This window comes from Teichococcus aerophilus, assembly GCF_014490485.1.
In the GTDB taxonomy this organism is placed as follows: Bacteria; Pseudomonadota; Alphaproteobacteria; order Acetobacterales; family Acetobacteraceae; genus Pseudoroseomonas; species Pseudoroseomonas aerophila.
The window spans coordinates 75972-91824 of the sequence record NZ_JACTVA010000003.1 but is presented as its reverse complement, the minus strand read 5'-3'; the positions used below and the strand labels follow the sequence as shown (position 1 = coordinate 91824).

Here is a 15853-nt window from a genome sequence, read left to right as displayed (position 1 = left end):
TACTGCGCGGGATCAGGAGATCGCGTGCGATGGCAGAGGGCGAGCCGGAAGGCATTCGGCGGAAGCTGGTGGAGACGAAGCAGGCCTGGGCGCGGGAAGGGCGGCTGCTGACCGGCCAGACCGCTGGCCACGAACAGCGGCTGCCGCCCGGGCAGCGCCTGGTGAAGGATTTCCCTGTGCTGGACCTCGGCATCCAGCCCGAGATCGGCACCGCGGCCTTCCGCCTGACCGTGGACGGGCTGGTCGAGAACCCGGTGACGCTGGACTGGGCCTGGCTGAGCGAACTGCCGCAGGAACAGCGCGTCAACGACATCCACTGCGTGACCCAGTGGTCGCGCTACGACAACCAGTGGGGCGGCGTGCCGGTCACGGCGCTGCTGGACCTGGCGCGGCTGAAGCCCGGTGCCCGCTTCGTCAGCTTCGAGGCGCATGACGGCTACACCACCAACCTGACGCTGGAGGATTTCGCCCGGCCGGAGAACCTGCTGGCGCATTCCTGGGAAGGCCAGCCGCTGACCCGCCAGCACGGCGGCCCGCTGCGCGTGGTGGTGCCGCACCTGTATCTGTGGAAGAGCACCAAATGGGTGCGCCGCATCACCTTCATGGCCAAGAATCAACCCGGCTTCTGGGAGGTGAGGGGCTATCATGACCGTGGCGACCCATGGTTGGAGGAACGCTATGGTTGAGCTGCCCCGCCGCCTTCTGCTGGCTGCCGCGCCCCTGTTGCTGCTTCCGGCCGCCAGGCCGCGCGCCGCGACCCCTGCCGGGACCGCGTATGATTTCCGCTTCCCTGCCATCGAGGGCGGGGAGATCGACCTCGCCCAGCATCGCGGCAAGCCAATCCTGGTGGTGAACACCGCCAGCTTCTGCGGCTTCGCGCCGCAATTCGCCGCCCTGCAGAAGCTGCACGAGACCTACGCGCCGCGCGGCCTGCTGGTGGTCGGCGTACCGTCCAACGACTTCAACCAGGAAGCCGCCGACAACGCCGCCGTGAAGGAGTTCTGCGAGGCCGAGTTCGGCGTGGACTTCCCCATGGCCGCCATCAGCCATGTGCGGGGGCCGCAGGCGCACCCGTTCTTTGCCTGGGCGGGGGCGCCACGCTGGAACTTCTTCAAGTATCTGGTCGGCGCCGATGGCCGGCTGCTGAATACCTTCCCCAGCCAAGTGGAGCCCAACGCCCCGGCGCTGCTCCAGCCGGTCGAGGCCGCCCTGGCCTGATGGAAGTCTGGCCTGATGGAAGTTTCGTAATGGCGTGAATCGGCGCGCCCCGTGCTTATGGTGGAAGCCAGCGGGCCGTCCCGGGCCCGGCGACAATGGGCTTCCACCACCGATGCAACAGAGTACCGGCGCCGCCCCGACCACGGCGGCCCTGATCCCCGGGGAGCAGCAGCGCCTCCTCCGCCATCCCAACCTTCCGGCCTTCCTTGGCAGCCGCAGCCTCTCGGCCCTGGCCTACCAGATGCAGACGGTCGCCGTCGGCTGGCAGATCTACGACCTGACCAGCAGCCCGCTGGCGCTGGGCCTAGTCGGGCTGGCGCAGTTCCTGCCGATGGTGCTGCTGGTCTTCGTCTCCGGCCAGGTGGTCGACCGGTTCGACCGCCGGCTGATCGCCGCCATCTGCCAGGGCCTGTCCGCGCTCTGCGCCCTGGCCTTCGCCGTGGCATCCTTCACCCACGCCATCACGCCGGCGATGATCTATGTGCTCATCGCCCTGTTCGGCACCGCCAAGGCGTTCGAGGGGCCGAGCTTGCAGGCGCTGCTGCCCGGGCTGGTGCCGGCGGCGCTGTTTTCCCGAGCCGCGGCGCTGTCCTCCTCGGTGTTCCAGACGGTCACCATCATCGGTCCCTCGGCCGGTGGGTTGCTGTATGGGCTGGGGGCAGGGGTAGTCTATTCCATCGTCGCCGCCATCTTCGCCCTGGCCTCCTGCTCCGCGCTGCTGATCCGGCTGCGCCAGCCGCCCCGCGCACGGGACAAGGTGACGCTGGAAGCGGTGTTCGGCGGCCTGCGCTTCATCCGCTCCCGCCCCGAGATCATGGGTGCCATCTCGTTGGACATGTTCGCGGTGCTGCTGGGCGGCGCCACGGCGATGATGCCGCTCTATGCGCGGGATATCCTGCATGCCGGGCCGTGGGGCCTCGGCCTGCTGCGCGGCGCCCCGGCGGTGGGGGCGCTGGGCGTCTCCATCTGGCTGGCGCGGCGGCCGATCAAGCGGCACGCGGGGTTGCTGATGTTCGCCTCGGTGGCGGTGTTCGGACTGGCCACCATCGTCTTCGGCCTCTCCACCTGGCTGCCGCTCTCAGCGCTGGCGCTGGCGGTGCTGGGTGGGGCGGATGTCGTCAGCGTCGTCGTCCGCTCCACCCTGGTGCAGTTGCGGACGCCGGACGAGATGCGGGGGCGGGTGGCGGCGGTGAACATGCTGTTCATCGGCACCTCCAACCAGCTGGGCGAATTCCGCAGCGGCACCCTGGCGGCCGGCATCGGCCCGGTCGCGGCCGTGGTGCTGGGCGGCGTGGGCACGGTGATCGTCGCCGGGTTGTGGATGCGCCTGTTCCCGAAGCTGCGGAACCTGCAGCGGCTGGATGAGGAAGTGGCGTAACGCTGGCGGCAGGGCCGGGAGGCTGACCTCCCGGCCTTGCCGGCTCAATCCCCGAAGCGGTTGTTCTTCGGGAAGCCATTCGGCGGCTGGCGGCCGGCGCCGGCGCGGTTGCCGCGCCAGGTGGTCAGGTCGGATTCCATGCGGACGCGCTCACCCAGCTTCCAGGTCAGGCCGGCGCTGGCCTTGAACACCTTCACATCGGCCATGCCGCCGTCACGGTAGCCTTGCAGGGCAACACCGCGGCCGCGCGCCATCTCCGGCAGCTGTTCCAGTGGGAACACCAGCAACTTGCGATTCTCGCCGATGATGGCGACGCTGTCTCCCGCGGCGGGAATGCAGCAGGCGGCCTCGTTCGGGCTGTCCACCACCAGCACCTGCTTGCCGGTGCGCTTCTCGGCCACCAGGTCCTCGCTCTTGACCACGAAGCCGCGCCCGTCGGTCGAGGCGACGAGGTGCTTCACGCCCTCCGCCCACACGAACAGGGTGACGACGTCGTCCTCATTGGTCATGTCCACCAGCAGGCGCACCGGCTGGCCGTCGCCACGGCCACGCGGCAGCGCATCGGCCTTCAGGGTGAAGCACTTGCCGTTGGTGGCGAACAGGCAGAGCCGGTCCGTCGTCTGCGCGTGCAGGAAGAAGCGCAGCTTGTCGCCTTCCTTGAACTTCTGCTCGTTCTCCGGCGAGATGTGGCCCTTCAGCGCCCTGATCCAGCCTTTCTCGGAGAGGATGACGGTGATCGGCTCCTTCTCCAGGAAGGCACGCTCGTCGATGATGACGGCGGCGGGCGCGGCATCCAGCGTGGTGCGACGGCGGCCGATCTCCGTCTCCTCGCCGAATTTCTGGCGGGTGAGCTCGATCTCGTCGGCGATCTTGTTCCAGCGCTTCGTCTCGCTGGCCAGCAGGCCCTGCAGCGATTTCTGCTCGGCCGAGAGCTTCTTGTGCTCCTTGCGGATCTCCATCTCCTCCAGCTTGCGCAGGGCGCGCAGGCGCATGTTGAGGATGGCTTCCGCCTGGGTCTCCGTCAGGTCGAAGGCGGCGATCAGCGCCGGCTTCGGATGGTCTTCCTCCCGCACGATGCGGATGACCTCATCGAGGTTGAGGTAGACGATCAGGTAGCCTTCGAGGATCTCCAGCCGCCGGGCGATGGCGTCGAGCCGGTGCTGGCTGCGGCGCACCAGCACCACGTGCCGGTGGTCCAGCCAGGACCGCAGCACCTGCTTCAGCCCCATCACCTGCGGCGTGCGGTTGGCGTCCAGCACGTTCATGTTGAGCGAGAAGCGGTTTTCCAGCGGCGTGGCGCGGAACAGCGTCTCCATCAGCATGGCCGGGTCGATGGTGCGGTTCTTCGGCTCCAGCACGATGCGGACGACGTCCGTGCTCTCATCCCGCACATCGGCCAGCAGGGGGAGCTTCTTTTCTTCCAGCAGCGCCGCGATCTTCTCGATCAGGCCGGATTTCTGCACCTGGTACGGGATCTCGGTGACGACGACTTGCCAGGTGCCGTTCTTCAGCTGCTCCTTCTCCCACCGCGCGCGGATGCGGAAGCCGCCGCGGCCGGTGGCATAGGCCTCCCGCACCGCATCCGGCGGCTCGACCAGGATGCCGCCAGTGGGAAAGTCCGGGCCCGGCACGTGCAGCAGCAGGTCGTCCAGCCCGGCATTGGGGTTGCGTATCAGCTCCAGCGCCGCCGCGCACAGCTCGCCCGCATTGTGGGGCGGGATGGAGGTGGCCATGCCGACGGCGATGCCGGCGGCGCCGTTGGCCAGCAGGTTGGGGAAGGCGGCGGGCAGGACGATCGGCTCCTGCTCCTCCCCATCATAGGTGGCGCGGAAATCGACGGAGTTCTCCTCGATCCCCTCCAGCATCGCCTGGGCGATGGCGGTCAGCCGGGCCTCGGTGTAGCGCATGGCCGCGGCGTTATCGCCGTCGATATTGCCGAAATTGCCCTGGCCCTCGACCAGCGTGTAACGCGCCGCGAATTCCTGGGCGAGGCGCACCATGGCCTCGTAGATCGAGGCATCGCCATGCGGGTGGTACTTACCCATCACGTCGCCGACGATGCGGGCGCATTTCTTGAAGCCGCCGCTCGGGTCCAGCCGCAGCTGGTGCATGGCCCAGAGCAGCCGCCGATGCACCGGCTTCAGCCCATCCCGCACATCGGGCAGGGAGCGCGCGGTGATGGTGGACATGGCGTAGGCCAGGTACCGCTCCGACAGGGCGGCGGAGAAATGGGTCGGGACCTCGCCGTCCTGCGGCAGGATTGTCATGTCATCGGCGGGCATGGTGGGCTCCCTGGTAGGTCGCTATGCGGCAGGCGGGTCGGGTTCGCCGGCAGGCGGCGTTTGTCCTGGCGGGGCTAGCGCATTGCCGTCCTTTGCGCCAGAGCGGGAGAACATAACAGAAACGCATGCCGGGGTCATGCCCGGCGGCGTCAACTCCCACCATCCGGCCACGTTACAGTCCCGCGGGTCAATCGGGACCCAGAGCACGAGCGCCCCGGGCAGTCCGCCCGGGGCGTCCTTCATGACGCCGGAAAACGGCGTCGGGCATGACCGTGGCCGCCCAAGGCCAGATCTGCCCCTGTCAGGGAGCGAGAGCGATGAGCATCTTCGGTTCGATCATGAGCAAGATCTTCGGCCACCCGTCGGCCAAGGCGCAGGAAGCGCCGGCGGCTGCGGAAGCGGCGGCCGGCTCGCCCAGCGCCACCGGGGGCAGCACGCCAGGCGCCAGCGTCGCCGGTACCACCGCACCGGCGCCGATGGCGCCGCCGCCTGTGCTGGGCGGCGCACCGGCCGGCGCGGGGTACGGCACCCCCGCTGCCGCCGCCGGCACGCCAGGGGCCAGCGCCACGCCGCAGCAGCCGGTGGACGTGAACGCCGTGCTGACGCAGATGGCGTCGGCCAACGGACAGTCGCTGAACTGGAAGCAGTCCATCGTCGACCTGATGAAGCTGCTGGGCCTGGACAGCAGCCTGGAGGCCCGGAAGGAGTTGGCGCGGGAGCTGAACTACTCCGGCGACACCAATGACTCCGCCAGCATGAATATCTGGCTGCACAAGCAGGTCATGACCAAGCTGGCCGAGAACGGCGGCCAGGTGCCGCCCGAACTGCGCGGCTGACCGACCCAGGCCGGCCGGGACCCCCGGCCGGCCTGCGTCACCGCCCCGACAGCGGCGAAGTCCTGGCGGTGCGCGCGAACCTTGAGCGGACGGCTCTGTTATTCCACCAGGAAGCGAACACGCCTCTGGAAAGGGAGCACGCCGCGATGAGCATCTTCGGCGCCATCGTGTCCAAGGTTTTCCATCCGCCCCTGCCGCCGGGTGCCGATGTCATCGCCATCCTCCACCGCGCCGCGTTGGACCGGCCGATCATCGAGAAGCTGAACTGGGGCCAGTCCATCGTGGATCTGCTGAAGTTGCTGAACCTCGACAGCGGTCCTGATACCAGGCGCGCTTTGGCGCTGGAGCTTCGCTACAGCGGCGACCCCAACGACATGCTGCATATGAACACCTGGCTGCATCGGGAGGTGATGGCCCGGCTGGCACGGGCCGGCGTGCAGCCGCCGCTGGACCCGCGCCACTGACCGGTAGCGTCGCCAGCGGACAACCCACGTCCGAATCGAGAGAACACACCCCTGGCAGGGTGAGGCGAGTTACAGGCCCGCTTTCCACGGCGCCTTCGCCCGCGCCCGATGCCGTCGACCCGCTCACAAACCCGCAAGTTCGGCCGCCGCCGGGGTGACGCTCCATGCCTCGGCCTGCATAGTCCCCGGATAACCGCCGCCAAGATCAACAAAAACAGCGGCAGCCGGGAGAGTGAACAAGAATGAGTGCCAATGCCGAGGTCCTCGCGCATCGCGATGCTGCGCAGACGGACGACCCCTATCGCCTCACCAAAGACGGCATCATGGAACCGCCCGTCGGGTGGGCGCATTCCCTCAAGCATCTCGGCCCGGGGCTGATTCTCAGTGCGTCCATCGTCGGCTCGGGTGAGTTGATCGTCACCACCACGCTTGGCGCCACGGTGGGCTTCGCGCTGCTGTGGATGGTGATCTTCAGCACCTTCGTGAAGGTCGCCGTACAGGTGGAACTGGCCCGCTGGTGCATCTCTACCGGCCAGCCGGCACTGACAGGGTACAACAAGGTCGGGCCGCATATCGGGCGGCTGAGCTGGATCAACCTGCTCTGGGCCCTCATGGCACTGTCCAAAGTGCTGCAGATGGGCGGCGTGGTGGGCGGCGTAGCCCTGGCCATGAGCATCCTGCTGCCCATCGGCGGCGCGCCGCTCAGCGGCATCTCGCTCGGCATCTGGACCGCCATCACCGTCTGCGGCAGCATCGCGCTGCTCTACAGCAACAATTACAGCCGGATCGAGCGTGGCGCCGGCATCCTGGTGGTGGTCTTCTCCTTCATCACCATCGGCATCGCCCTGGGCCTGCCCTTCACCCCCTTCGCCTATTCGATGGATGACATCGCCGGTGGCTTGGCCTTCGCCATTCCGGCAGGCGCCATCGGCGCCGCCATCGCGATGTTCGGCATCACCGGCGTCGGCGCGGACGAGCTGACCTTCTACACCTACTGGTGCATCGAGAAGGGCTACGCCCGCCATGTCGGCCCGAATGACGGTAGCGAGGCCTGGCAGCGCCGCGCCAAGGGCTGGATCAGCGTCATGTACAAGGACGCCTTCCTCTCCTGGGTCATCTACACCTTCGGCACCATTGCCTTCTTCATCATGGGCGCCGCGGTACTGCACCCGCAGGGCGTGGTTCCGCAGGGCAATGAGATGATCACCGCCCTGTCCCGCATGTACACGGACACGCTGGGCGAGTGGGCCGGCCTGGTCTTCCTGGTGGGCGCCGTGGTGGTGCTGGGCTCCACCCTATGGGCGGCCATCCCCAGCTGGTCCCGCATGTATGTCAACCTGCTGGCCGAGATGGGCGTGCTGAACTGGCACGACACGGCGGACCGGCTGCGCTGGATTCGCTACTTCACGATCGGCCTGCCGGTGGTGTGGGGGCTGGCCTACATGTTCGTCCGCTCGCCAGTGGTGATGGTGCAGATCGGCGGCGTGGCCACCGGCATCTTCCTGCTGGCGGTGGTCGTGGCCGTCTGGCACCTGCGGAAGCATGAGACGGACCCGCGCCTATACGGCAGCAAGGCCTTCAACGCCCTGCTGGTGGTCAGCAGCATCGCCATCATCCTGCTGGGCATCTACACCGGGCTGAGCGCCTTCAAGCTCATCTGACGCGGCGCGCGGCCCAGGGGCACTCAACCCCTGGCCGCGCCCGTATCACGTGCCGCCGCCGCCCGGCGGCTCCGCGCGGAACCACGCACCGAGTGCGTGCCACGGCCGGTCGTCCCAGAAGCGGCTGGCCTGGCCGGAGGTGGAGGGCATCACCCAGACTGGCGGGAAGTCCGGCGCTCCTTCCACGCGGCCGTAGCCGATGGCGCTGGTCCGCCGCCCCAGGAAGGCGGCGGCAGGCGCCTTGGCCGTGAAGGCCACCGCATCCGGCCGTACCGCCAGGATGCGGGCGGCAAAGCCGGCAGGGTCGTAGGCATCCGGCGGCAACTGGTCGTCATTGCCGCTGGCGTGCTTCGCCATGTCGGTCAGCCCAATGCCCCAATCGAGCAGCAGCTTATACTCGGCCGGGGCCAAGCGACGCGGCGTCAGCCCGGCCTCGTGCAGCACGCGCCAGAAGCGGTTGCCGGGATGGGCGTAATAGGCGCCCCGTGCGGCGGAGACGGCGCCGGGCGCGCTGCCGCAGAAGACCAGCCGCAGGCCAGGGCGCAACACATCCGGCAGGACCGGCTCCAACGGTGTCATGGGCAGCGTGGGGGCGGTATCGGGCATCACGATCCAACGTCATTCCGTGCGAGAGGTTCGGCCGCTTCAGCCCGCGACGTTCGTGTCCGTACCGGCGGCGAGGTCCGCGACGCGGTGTTCCAGCCGTTCCCGCGCCGGTGGAACCGCGCGGTGCCGGGCGCCGAAGGCATCGCGGGTGAGAAAGTGGCCGGTCAGGCGCAGACCCTGCAGCCAGGCCGCCGGGTCGCGCTCCGCCTGGGCACCGTGCAGGAAGCTGGGCAGCGGCAGCAACCGGCCGGCATAGGGCAGGGCGGCCTCGGCACTGACGGCGCGGCCGGTGCGTGGAGACACCCAGTCCAGCGCCTCCGTCGTGCCGGTGGCCGCGCAACGGCTGAGGCCGAGGCCGTAGCCCAGCGCCTCCAGCAGCACGAGTTCCCAGCGGACGTAATCCGCCATCAGCTCCGCGCCGCCCTGTTGCAGATGCGCCAGCAACGGCAGCATGGCGGAGAAGACGCGGGGCTGTGCCTCCCGCTCCGGCAACGCATCGGCGGCCAGGGCGCAGGCGGACTGCAGCAGGGCGAGGGAGAGCGGCTCATCCATCGCCAGGGCGGCGGTGGGATGCACCATCTCGCCCGTCATGTGGCCCAGCTGGTCGGCCAGCCGGCTGACCCAGCGGACCTCGACCAGGTTGCCCGACTGCCACAGCCCGGATTGCGCGCGAGAGGCGCCGCCGCGGACCAGCCCTGCATAGCGCCCGTACTGCTCGGTGAGGACGGAGACGATGGCACCGCCCTCGCCGTAAGGGCGGGCCTCCAGCACGATGGCGGGAGCTTCCCATTCCATCGCGGTGCCGGGTCAGCTCTCGGCGGGGCGGTCAGGCCCGGCTGCGCGCATCGGCTTCGGCGGCACCTTCTAGCCGATGTCTTCCAGGCCGATGGCGCGGATGCGGGCGCGTTCCTCATCCCAGCCCTGGCGTTCCTTGACGTTCAGGAACAGGTGGACGCGGCGCTCCAGCAGCTTCTCCAGCTCCGTGCGGGCACGGCGGCCGATATCCTTCACCTTGGCGCCGCCATCGCCGATCAGGATGGCCTTCTGCGTCGCCCGGCCGACATAGATGGTGCAGTCGATGCGGACGGAGCCGTCGCGCCGTTCCTCCCACTGCTCGGTCTCCACCGTGGTGTGGTGGGGCACTTCCTGGTGGGTCTGGCGCAGGATCTGCTCGCGCACGATCTCCGCCGCCAGCATGCGGTCCGGCAGGTCGGAGAGGTCGTCCTCCGGGAACAGGTAAGGGCCGTAGGGGACGTGAGCGGCCATCATGTCCAGCATGCGGTCCACGCCATCGCCGCTCTCGGCGCTGACCATCAGCGTCTCGGCGAACTGGATCTGCTCGTTCAGCGCGGCGGTCAGCGGCAGCAGCTTCTTGGTATCGATCAGGTCGGTCTTGTTCAGCACCAGCCAGACCGGGGCGCGGGAGCGCTTGAGCACGGAGAGGATGGATTGCAGCGCCTCGGTCAGCCCGGCGCGGGCATCGACCACCAGCAGCGCCAGGTCGGCATCCTGGGTGCTTTCCCAGGCGGCGGCCACCATGGCGCGGTCCAGCCGCCGGCGCGGGGCGAAGATGCCCGGCGTATCCGCCAGCACCAGCTGCGCCGCGCCATGCATCACTACCGCACGAATGCGGAAACGCGTGGTCTGCGGCTTGGGGGAGACGATGGAGACCTTGCTGCCCGCCAGCCGGTTGACCAGCGTGGACTTGCCGGCATTCGGTGCACCCACCACGGCGATGATGCCGCAACGGGTCTGGGCCGGGTTCTGCTCCCGGGGGGTCGGGTCCTCGGGCGTCTGGTCGGTGGGCGCGGCGGTGTTGTCGGTCATCTCAGTTCTTCAGATTGCGGCCAGCCAGGCTTCGGCGGCGGCCTGCTCGGCGGCGCGCTTGGATTCGCCGCTGCCCTCGGCTTCCCGCCCAGCGGCGCGCACGGCGACCACGAAGACAGGCATATGGGATGGGCCGGTGGTCGAGACCAGCCGGTATTCCGGCAATCCTTCCCCGCGGCCGAGCGTATATTCCTGCAGCCGGCTCTTCGCCGACATCGGCGGCGTCGGGTCGGCGTCCATGTGGCCGGTCCATTCGCGCCGAATGAAGTCGCGCGCGACCTGCAGCCCACCATCAAGGTAGAGGGCGCCGATCAGTGCCTCGGTCGCGTCCGCCACCACGGTCATGCGGCCGCGCAGGCCGGTGCGGCCCTCGGCGGGGGGGATGCGCAGCGCGGCGGGCAGGCCGATGGCCTCGCCCACCTTGGCCAGCGTCTCGGCGGCGACCAGCACGGCCAGCCGCTTGCCCAGCGCGCCCTCCCGCTCCTGCGGGAAGCGGTCGGACAGCCACTCGGCCATCACCAGCGCCAGCACCCGGTCGCCCAGGAATTCCAGCCGCTCGTTGGAATCGAGCATGTCCCGCCGCGGATCGGCGGCGGAACGATGCGTCATCGCCTGGTCGAGCAGTGCGGCATTGGCGAAGCTATGGCCAATGCGGGCCTTGAAGCCGTTGCTCACCGGACGGCCGAGAACAGGCGGTTCCAGCGGATGGCGAAGGGCCAACCCCAGACTTCCCACCATGCCGCGCTGCCATCGACGGAGAAGAAGATCATCTCCGCCCGGCCCACCAGATTCTCCAGCGGCACGAAGCCGACGCCGCTGATCATGTCGCGGCTGTCCAGGCTGTTGTCGCGGTTATCGCCCATGGCGAAGACATGACCCTCCGGCACCAGGAACTCGACGGTGTTATCGTAGGGCCCGTCATCCGTGGCTTCCAGGATCTCGTGCGGCGCCGGCTGGCCGTTGGGTGAAGCCGGCAGCGCCTCGCGGTAGCGGCGCACGGTGATGCGCGGCCCATCGCCCTCGACCGTGTAGAGGCCGAGTGACTCACGCGGCACCTCCACCCGGTTCACGTACAGCCGGCCGGCGCGGACCTGGATGCGGTCCCCCGGCAGGCCGACGATGCGCTTGATGTAGTCCGTCGTGTTGTCCCGCGGGAACTTGAACACCGCCACGTCGCCGCGCGCCGGCAGGGAACCGAAGACGCGACCCTGGAAGAGGTCCGGGCTGAAGGGCAGGGAGTGGCGGGAATAGCCGTAGGCGTATTTGGAGACGAACAGATAGTCGCCCACCAGCAGCGTCGGGATCATGCTGCCGGAGGGGATGTTGAACGGCTCGAACGCCACGGTGCGGATGCCGATGGCGATCAGCCCGGCATAGACAACGGTCTTGATGCTCTCGAGCCAGCCGCCCGGTTTCTTTTTCGTCGTCATATCAGGAAAGCTCGAGGCCCCGCTTCGGTCTGCCGCGCCAGCCGCCGCGACCACGATGGTGCGGGGTAGAGCGCGCGGTGGGCACGAATGTCAAGAAAGCGCCGCTCGCGGCAGGCCGAAGGCCTCCGCCAGCAGGCGCACGGAACGGCGCCGGGCCTCCGCATCATGCAGGGGGGAGAGCACCGCCACCTCCTGCACATGCAATTCCTCGGCCAGGGCGGAGACGCGGTCCCGCACCTGTTCCGGCGTGCCGATGATGGCGCGGGCGCGGATACGGTCCAGATGCGCCTGCTCGGCCTCCGTATAGGGGTAGGCCTCGGCTTCCGCCACGCTGGGCAGCGGCGGGAAGATGCCGCGGTCACGCGACAGCCGCCACAACTCGCGGGAGCGGTAGAGGCGTCGGGCCTCGGCCTCCGTCTCGGCGCAGAGGGCGAAGACGCCGATGGCGGCATAGGGCGCGGTAGCACGGCCGGGGCGGGGCTGGAATTCGTGGCGGTAGCGGGCCAGTGCCTCGGCGGCGCCACGGCCATCGGTGATGAAATAGGCGAAGCAGTAGGGCAGCCCCAATACGGCGGCGAGACGCGCGCCGTAATCCGAACTGCCGAGCATCCAGGTCTGCGGCGCCGTCGGCGTTTCCGGCTGGGCGCGGATGCTGCGGAAGGGGTGGTCGACCGGCAGGCCTTCGCCCAGCCAGCCCAGCAGGTCCTGCACCTGCTGCGGGAAGTCGTCCACCGTCTGCTGCGCCGCCTGCGGGTTGAGCGCATAGGCGGTGCGCCCATCGCTGCCCGGGGCACGGCCGACGCCAAGGTCGATGCGGCCGGGCGCGATCGCCTCCAGCATGCGGAACTGCTCGGCCACCTTCAGCGCCGAGTAGTGCGGCAGCATCACCCCGGCGGAGCCGACGCGGATGCGCTGGGTGGTCGCGGCGATGGCGGAGATCAGGATCTCGGGCGCCGCGCCGGCATGGCTGGCGCTGTTATGGTGCTCGGCCAGCCAGTAGCGGGCATAGCCCAGCTCGTCGGCCAGCTTCGCCAGAGCGAGGGTTTCCCGCACGGCATCGTCGGCACCCCGACCGGAGACGATGGTGGATTGGTCGAGGATCGAGAGAGCAAGCGCCATAGGCCCAGGTTAACGCATTCCCGGCGAAGCGGAAGGCCCCGCGCGGATCAGCGTCTCGCGAGTATAATTGCTTAAAATTCAGCTTCTTGCGCGTCGTCCTTGCGGACCGGATAGTGGTGCTGGGCGTGATCCAGCGGCCCGTCGATCAGCCAGGCCTGCGCGGCCTCCTGCGCGAAGTCCGGCCCCAGCGGTGCCTTGCCGGCGCCATTCGGCAGGTCCAGCACATAGGTCGGCCAGGCAAGGCCGGAGACCCGGCCACGCAACTGGCGCAACAACTGGCGACCTTCGGCGATCGGCACCTCGAAGCGGGCGGTGCCGGGGGCGCGGTCCAGCTGGTGCAGGTAGTAGGGCTTCACCTGGGACGCCAGCATGGCACGGAACAGGTTTTCAAGCTCTTGTGCGCTGTCGTTCACACCACGCAGCAGCACGCTCTGCCCCAGCAGGGCGACGCCGCCGCGCGTCAGCGCCCGCATACCGGCCTTGGCGGCAGGCGAGAACTCCCGTGCGTGGTTGGCGTGGACGCAGAGGAACAACGCCTTCTCACTCTCCAGCGCCCCCACCAGCGCCTCGTTCACCCGCTCCGGCGCCGCGACGGGTACGCGGGAATGCAGGCGGATGATGTCCAGGTGCGGAATGGCGGAGAGCCGGCGCACGATATATGCCAGCCGGCGGGGCGAGAGCATCAGCGGGTCGCCCCCGGTCAGTACTGCCTCCTTTACCTGCGGCGTGGCGGCGAACCAGTCGAGGGCGGCATCCAGCTCCGCCTCGGTCAACAGGCCGCCATCGGGGCCGACGACCTCCCGCCGGAAGCAGAAGCGGCAATAGACCGGGCAGGCCAGCAGCGGCTTCAGCAAGGCGCGGTCCGGGTAGCGGTGCACCACGCCCTTCACCGGGGTGAAGGGGGCGTCACTGGTCGGGTCGCTGCGCTCGGCCAGCAGGGTCACCAGCTCGGCCGCATCCGGTACGTATTGCCGGGCGATGGGGTCGGCGGGGTCGGCGGGGTCAATTAGCGCCTGCACGGCCGGTGTCACCGCGATGGCGAAATGCTCGGCCACGCGGCGCAGGGCGGGCTCGGCGCCGGGCGGCACCAGGCCGGCTTCGACCAGGGCGGCGGGGTCACGCAGCGTGCGTGGCTTCAAAAGGGGGGCACCGTCGGGCATGGTCGCGCGGCCTTACGCCTGGAAGCACCGCCGCCGCAATGCCCGATGACGCCACCCTGACCCCCGAATGGTCGCCCGCCCGCTTCGCCGCCCGCCTGCCCGCCCTGCGCCGCCGCGCCGCCCTGCTGGGCGAGACCCGCGCCTTCTTCACCACGCGCGGCTACACCGAGGTGGAGACGCCCGCCCTGGTGCCGGTGCCGGGGATGGAAGTGCATCTTTCCGCCTTCCGCACCCTGTTCCGCCCGATGCTGGAGGGCGAGGAGCAGGCGCTGTGGCTGCGGACCTCGCCCGAGCTGGCCATCAAGCGCCTGCTGGTGGCCGGGGCCGGGCCGGTGTTCGAGATTGCGCGAGTCTGGCGCAATGGCGAGGTCTCGCCCCGCCACGGGCCGGAATTCACCATGCTGGAATGGTACCGCCCCGGCGCCGACCTGGCGGCGTTGATGGAGGAGACCGAGGCCTTCGTGCGGGCCGTTCTGCCCCAGCAGGTCTCCTTCGCCGGCGTGCGCACCGACCTGACCCAGTCCTTCGAGCGGCTAACGCTCGCGGAAGCCTTCGCCCGCCACTGCAACGGGCTGGACATCCTGGCGACGCTGGACGCGGCGGGAGAGGGCGACGCAGAGGCCCTGCGCCTCGCCGCCCGCGCCGCCGGCTTCGCGCCGAGGGACGGCGAGGGCTGGGAGGATTTGTTCTTCCGGCTGCTGCTGGAGCGTATCGAGCCCGCCCTGGGCCGGGACCGGGCCACCTTCCTGACCCACTGGCCCGCCCCGCAGGCCGCCCTGGCGCGGCGTGACCCAACCGACCCGCGCGTCGCCCTGCGGTTCGAGCTGTTCGTCGCCGGCATCGAGCTGGCCAATGCGTTCGACGAGCTGACGGAGGCCGAGGAACAGGCCACGCGCTTCGCCCGCGACGTGGCGGAACGCCAGCGCCTCTATGGCGAGGGCTGGCCGGTGGACGAGGATTTCCTGGCCGCCCTGCGCCACGGCATGCCCGCCACCGCCGGCATCGCCCTGGGCTTCGACCGGCTGGCCATGCTGGCGGCGGGGGTGGAGAGCATCGAGGACGTGCTCTGGCTCGGCCGCTGGCCCTATTCGGTGACCTGAACGATGTCGCTGTCCTGCATCCGGCGCCAATGGCCGCCGGTCAGGATCTCGCTGGGCTGGAAGCGGGCCTTGTAGGCCATCTTCCGGCTCTGCGGCACCCAGTAGCCCAGGTACACATAGGGCAGGCCCAGCTGCAGCGCCCGCCGCACCAGCCACAGCACCATGAAGGTGCCGAGGGACTGCCGCTCCAGCGCCGGGTCGTAGAAGGAATAGACGGCGGAGAGCCCGTCGCTCAGCCAGTCCGTCAGGCACCCGGCGACGAGGCGGTCTTCCTCGTCCCGGAACTCGACGATGCCGGTGGTGATGGGGGTGTCTTCCACCATGGCGCGGTAGTCGTAGAAACCCATAGAGGCCATGTCGCCGTCATTGTGGCGGGCCTGCTGGTAGCGCTGGAACAGCGCGAACTGTTCGGCCGTGGCACGGCTGGTGGCCTCGTGCACCCGCAGCCCGGTATTGGCGCGGGCGACGCGGCGCTGCGTCCGGTCCGGCTGGAAGCGCTCGCACTGGATGCGGATGGGGATGCAGGCCTGGCAACCCGGGCAGACCGGCGAGTAGGCGATGTTGTGGCTGCGGCGGAACCCGGCGCGGGAGAGCCGGTCATGCAGCTTCTCCGAGTCCGGGCCGGTCAGCTCGGTCACGATCTTCCGTTCGGTGCGGCCGGCCAGGTAAGGGCAGGGCATCGGGGCGGTCGTGTAAAAGAATTGCGGGCGGCGGGTGGTGCGGTGGAGCATGACGTTCCTCACCGTACTTTCCCCGCCCGCGCGGCTGGGCG

General features: G+C 69.4%; 16 protein-coding genes. 7 read left to right on the top strand and 9 right to left on the bottom strand.

Annotated elements, in window-relative coordinates:
- Nucleotides 1-29 precede the first annotated feature (29 nt).
- The 3 genes from IBL26_RS02870 to IBL26_RS02860 all read left to right on the top strand — a co-directional run bounded on the left by IBL26_RS02870 (nt 30) and on the right by IBL26_RS02860 (nt 2596).
- Nucleotides 30-686, top strand: coding sequence for a sulfite oxidase-like oxidoreductase (locus tag IBL26_RS02870; protein ID WP_187782938.1), 657 nt, complete (start codon nt 30-32; stop codon nt 684-686).
- The gene (locus tag IBL26_RS02865; RefSeq protein WP_187782937.1) at nt 679-1218 is read left to right on the top strand and encodes a glutathione peroxidase; all 540 of its coding nucleotides are present in this window, start codon (nt 679-681) and stop codon (nt 1216-1218) included. The genes IBL26_RS02870 and IBL26_RS02865 overlap by 8 nt, the downstream gene beginning before the upstream one ends.
- Nucleotides 1219-1330: 112 nt before the next feature.
- Nucleotides 1331-2596, top strand: a complete 1266-nt coding sequence (locus IBL26_RS02860; protein WP_187782936.1) for an MFS transporter — start codon at nt 1331-1333, stop codon at nt 2594-2596.
- Nucleotides 2597-2640: 44 nt separating this feature from the next.
- Here the strand turns inward: IBL26_RS02860 and parC are convergent, their stop codons facing one another.
- Nucleotides 2641-4878: a DNA topoisomerase IV subunit A gene (gene parC / locus IBL26_RS02855; protein ID WP_187782935.1), complete on the bottom strand. Its 2238-nt coding sequence runs from the start codon at nt 4876-4878 to the stop codon at nt 2641-2643.
- Nucleotides 4879-5195: 317 nt separating this feature from the next.
- On the opposite strand from parC, the gene IBL26_RS02850 reads away from it, so the two are divergent.
- The 3 genes from IBL26_RS02850 to IBL26_RS02840 all read left to right on the top strand — a co-directional run bounded on the left by IBL26_RS02850 (nt 5196) and on the right by IBL26_RS02840 (nt 7839).
- Entirely contained in the window at nt 5196-5714 is a 519-nt protein-coding gene (locus IBL26_RS02850) for a DUF3597 domain-containing protein (RefSeq protein WP_187782934.1), read from the top strand.
- 146 nt (nt 5715-5860) lie between these two features.
- A complete protein-coding gene (locus IBL26_RS02845) occupies nt 5861-6178 on the top strand; it encodes a DUF3597 domain-containing protein (RefSeq protein WP_187782933.1) in 318 nt (105 codons plus the stop codon).
- 242 nt (nt 6179-6420) lie between these two features.
- Complete coding sequence (locus IBL26_RS02840) at nt 6421-7839, top strand: Nramp family divalent metal transporter (RefSeq protein WP_187782932.1); 1419 nt, start codon at nt 6421-6423, stop codon at nt 7837-7839.
- A 45-nt stretch (nt 7840-7884) separates the two neighbouring features.
- Here the strand turns inward: IBL26_RS02840 and IBL26_RS02835 are convergent, their stop codons facing one another.
- From IBL26_RS02835 to IBL26_RS02805, 7 genes are all read right to left on the bottom strand, one after another.
- Nucleotides 7885-8445: a mismatch-specific DNA-glycosylase gene (locus tag IBL26_RS02835; protein WP_241748934.1), complete on the bottom strand. Its 561-nt coding sequence runs from the start codon at nt 8443-8445 to the stop codon at nt 7885-7887.
- 39 nt (nt 8446-8484) lie between these two features.
- Nucleotides 8485-9240 (bottom strand): DNA repair protein RecO, encoded by a 756-nt coding sequence (gene recO, locus IBL26_RS02830; RefSeq protein WP_187782931.1) that lies wholly within the window; start codon nt 9238-9240, stop codon nt 8485-8487.
- A gap of 69 nt (nt 9241-9309) precedes the next feature.
- Nucleotides 9310-10272, bottom strand: coding sequence for a GTPase Era (gene era, locus IBL26_RS02825; RefSeq protein ID WP_194443474.1), 963 nt, complete (start codon nt 10270-10272; stop codon nt 9310-9312).
- A gap of 9 nt (nt 10273-10281) precedes the next feature.
- Nucleotides 10282-10947, bottom strand: a complete 666-nt coding sequence (rnc, locus tag IBL26_RS02820) for a ribonuclease III (protein ID WP_187783066.1) — start codon at nt 10945-10947, stop codon at nt 10282-10284.
- Nucleotides 10944-11702, bottom strand: a complete 759-nt coding sequence (gene lepB, locus IBL26_RS02815) for a signal peptidase I (RefSeq protein WP_187782930.1) — start codon at nt 11700-11702, stop codon at nt 10944-10946. Before lepB ends, rnc begins: the two co-directional genes overlap by 4 nt.
- Before the next feature lie 90 nt (nt 11703-11792).
- Nucleotides 11793-12821, bottom strand: coding sequence for an LLM class flavin-dependent oxidoreductase (locus IBL26_RS02810; protein ID WP_187782929.1), 1029 nt, complete (start codon nt 12819-12821; stop codon nt 11793-11795).
- Nucleotides 12822-12892: 71 nt separating this feature from the next.
- Complete coding sequence (locus IBL26_RS02805) at nt 12893-13981, bottom strand: lysine-2,3-aminomutase-like protein (protein ID WP_187782928.1); 1089 nt, start codon at nt 13979-13981, stop codon at nt 12893-12895.
- Nucleotides 13982-14019: 38 nt separating this feature from the next.
- On the opposite strand from IBL26_RS02805, the gene epmA reads away from it, so the two are divergent.
- Nucleotides 14020-15081, top strand: a complete 1062-nt coding sequence (gene epmA / locus IBL26_RS02800; RefSeq protein WP_187782927.1) for an EF-P lysine aminoacylase EpmA — start codon at nt 14020-14022, stop codon at nt 15079-15081.
- Here the strand turns inward: epmA and IBL26_RS02795 are convergent.
- Nucleotides 15066-15812, bottom strand: a complete 747-nt coding sequence (locus tag IBL26_RS02795) for an arginyltransferase (protein WP_187782926.1) — start codon at nt 15810-15812, stop codon at nt 15066-15068. The genes epmA and IBL26_RS02795 overlap by 16 nt on opposite strands.
- Nucleotides 15813-15853 lie beyond the last annotated feature (41 nt).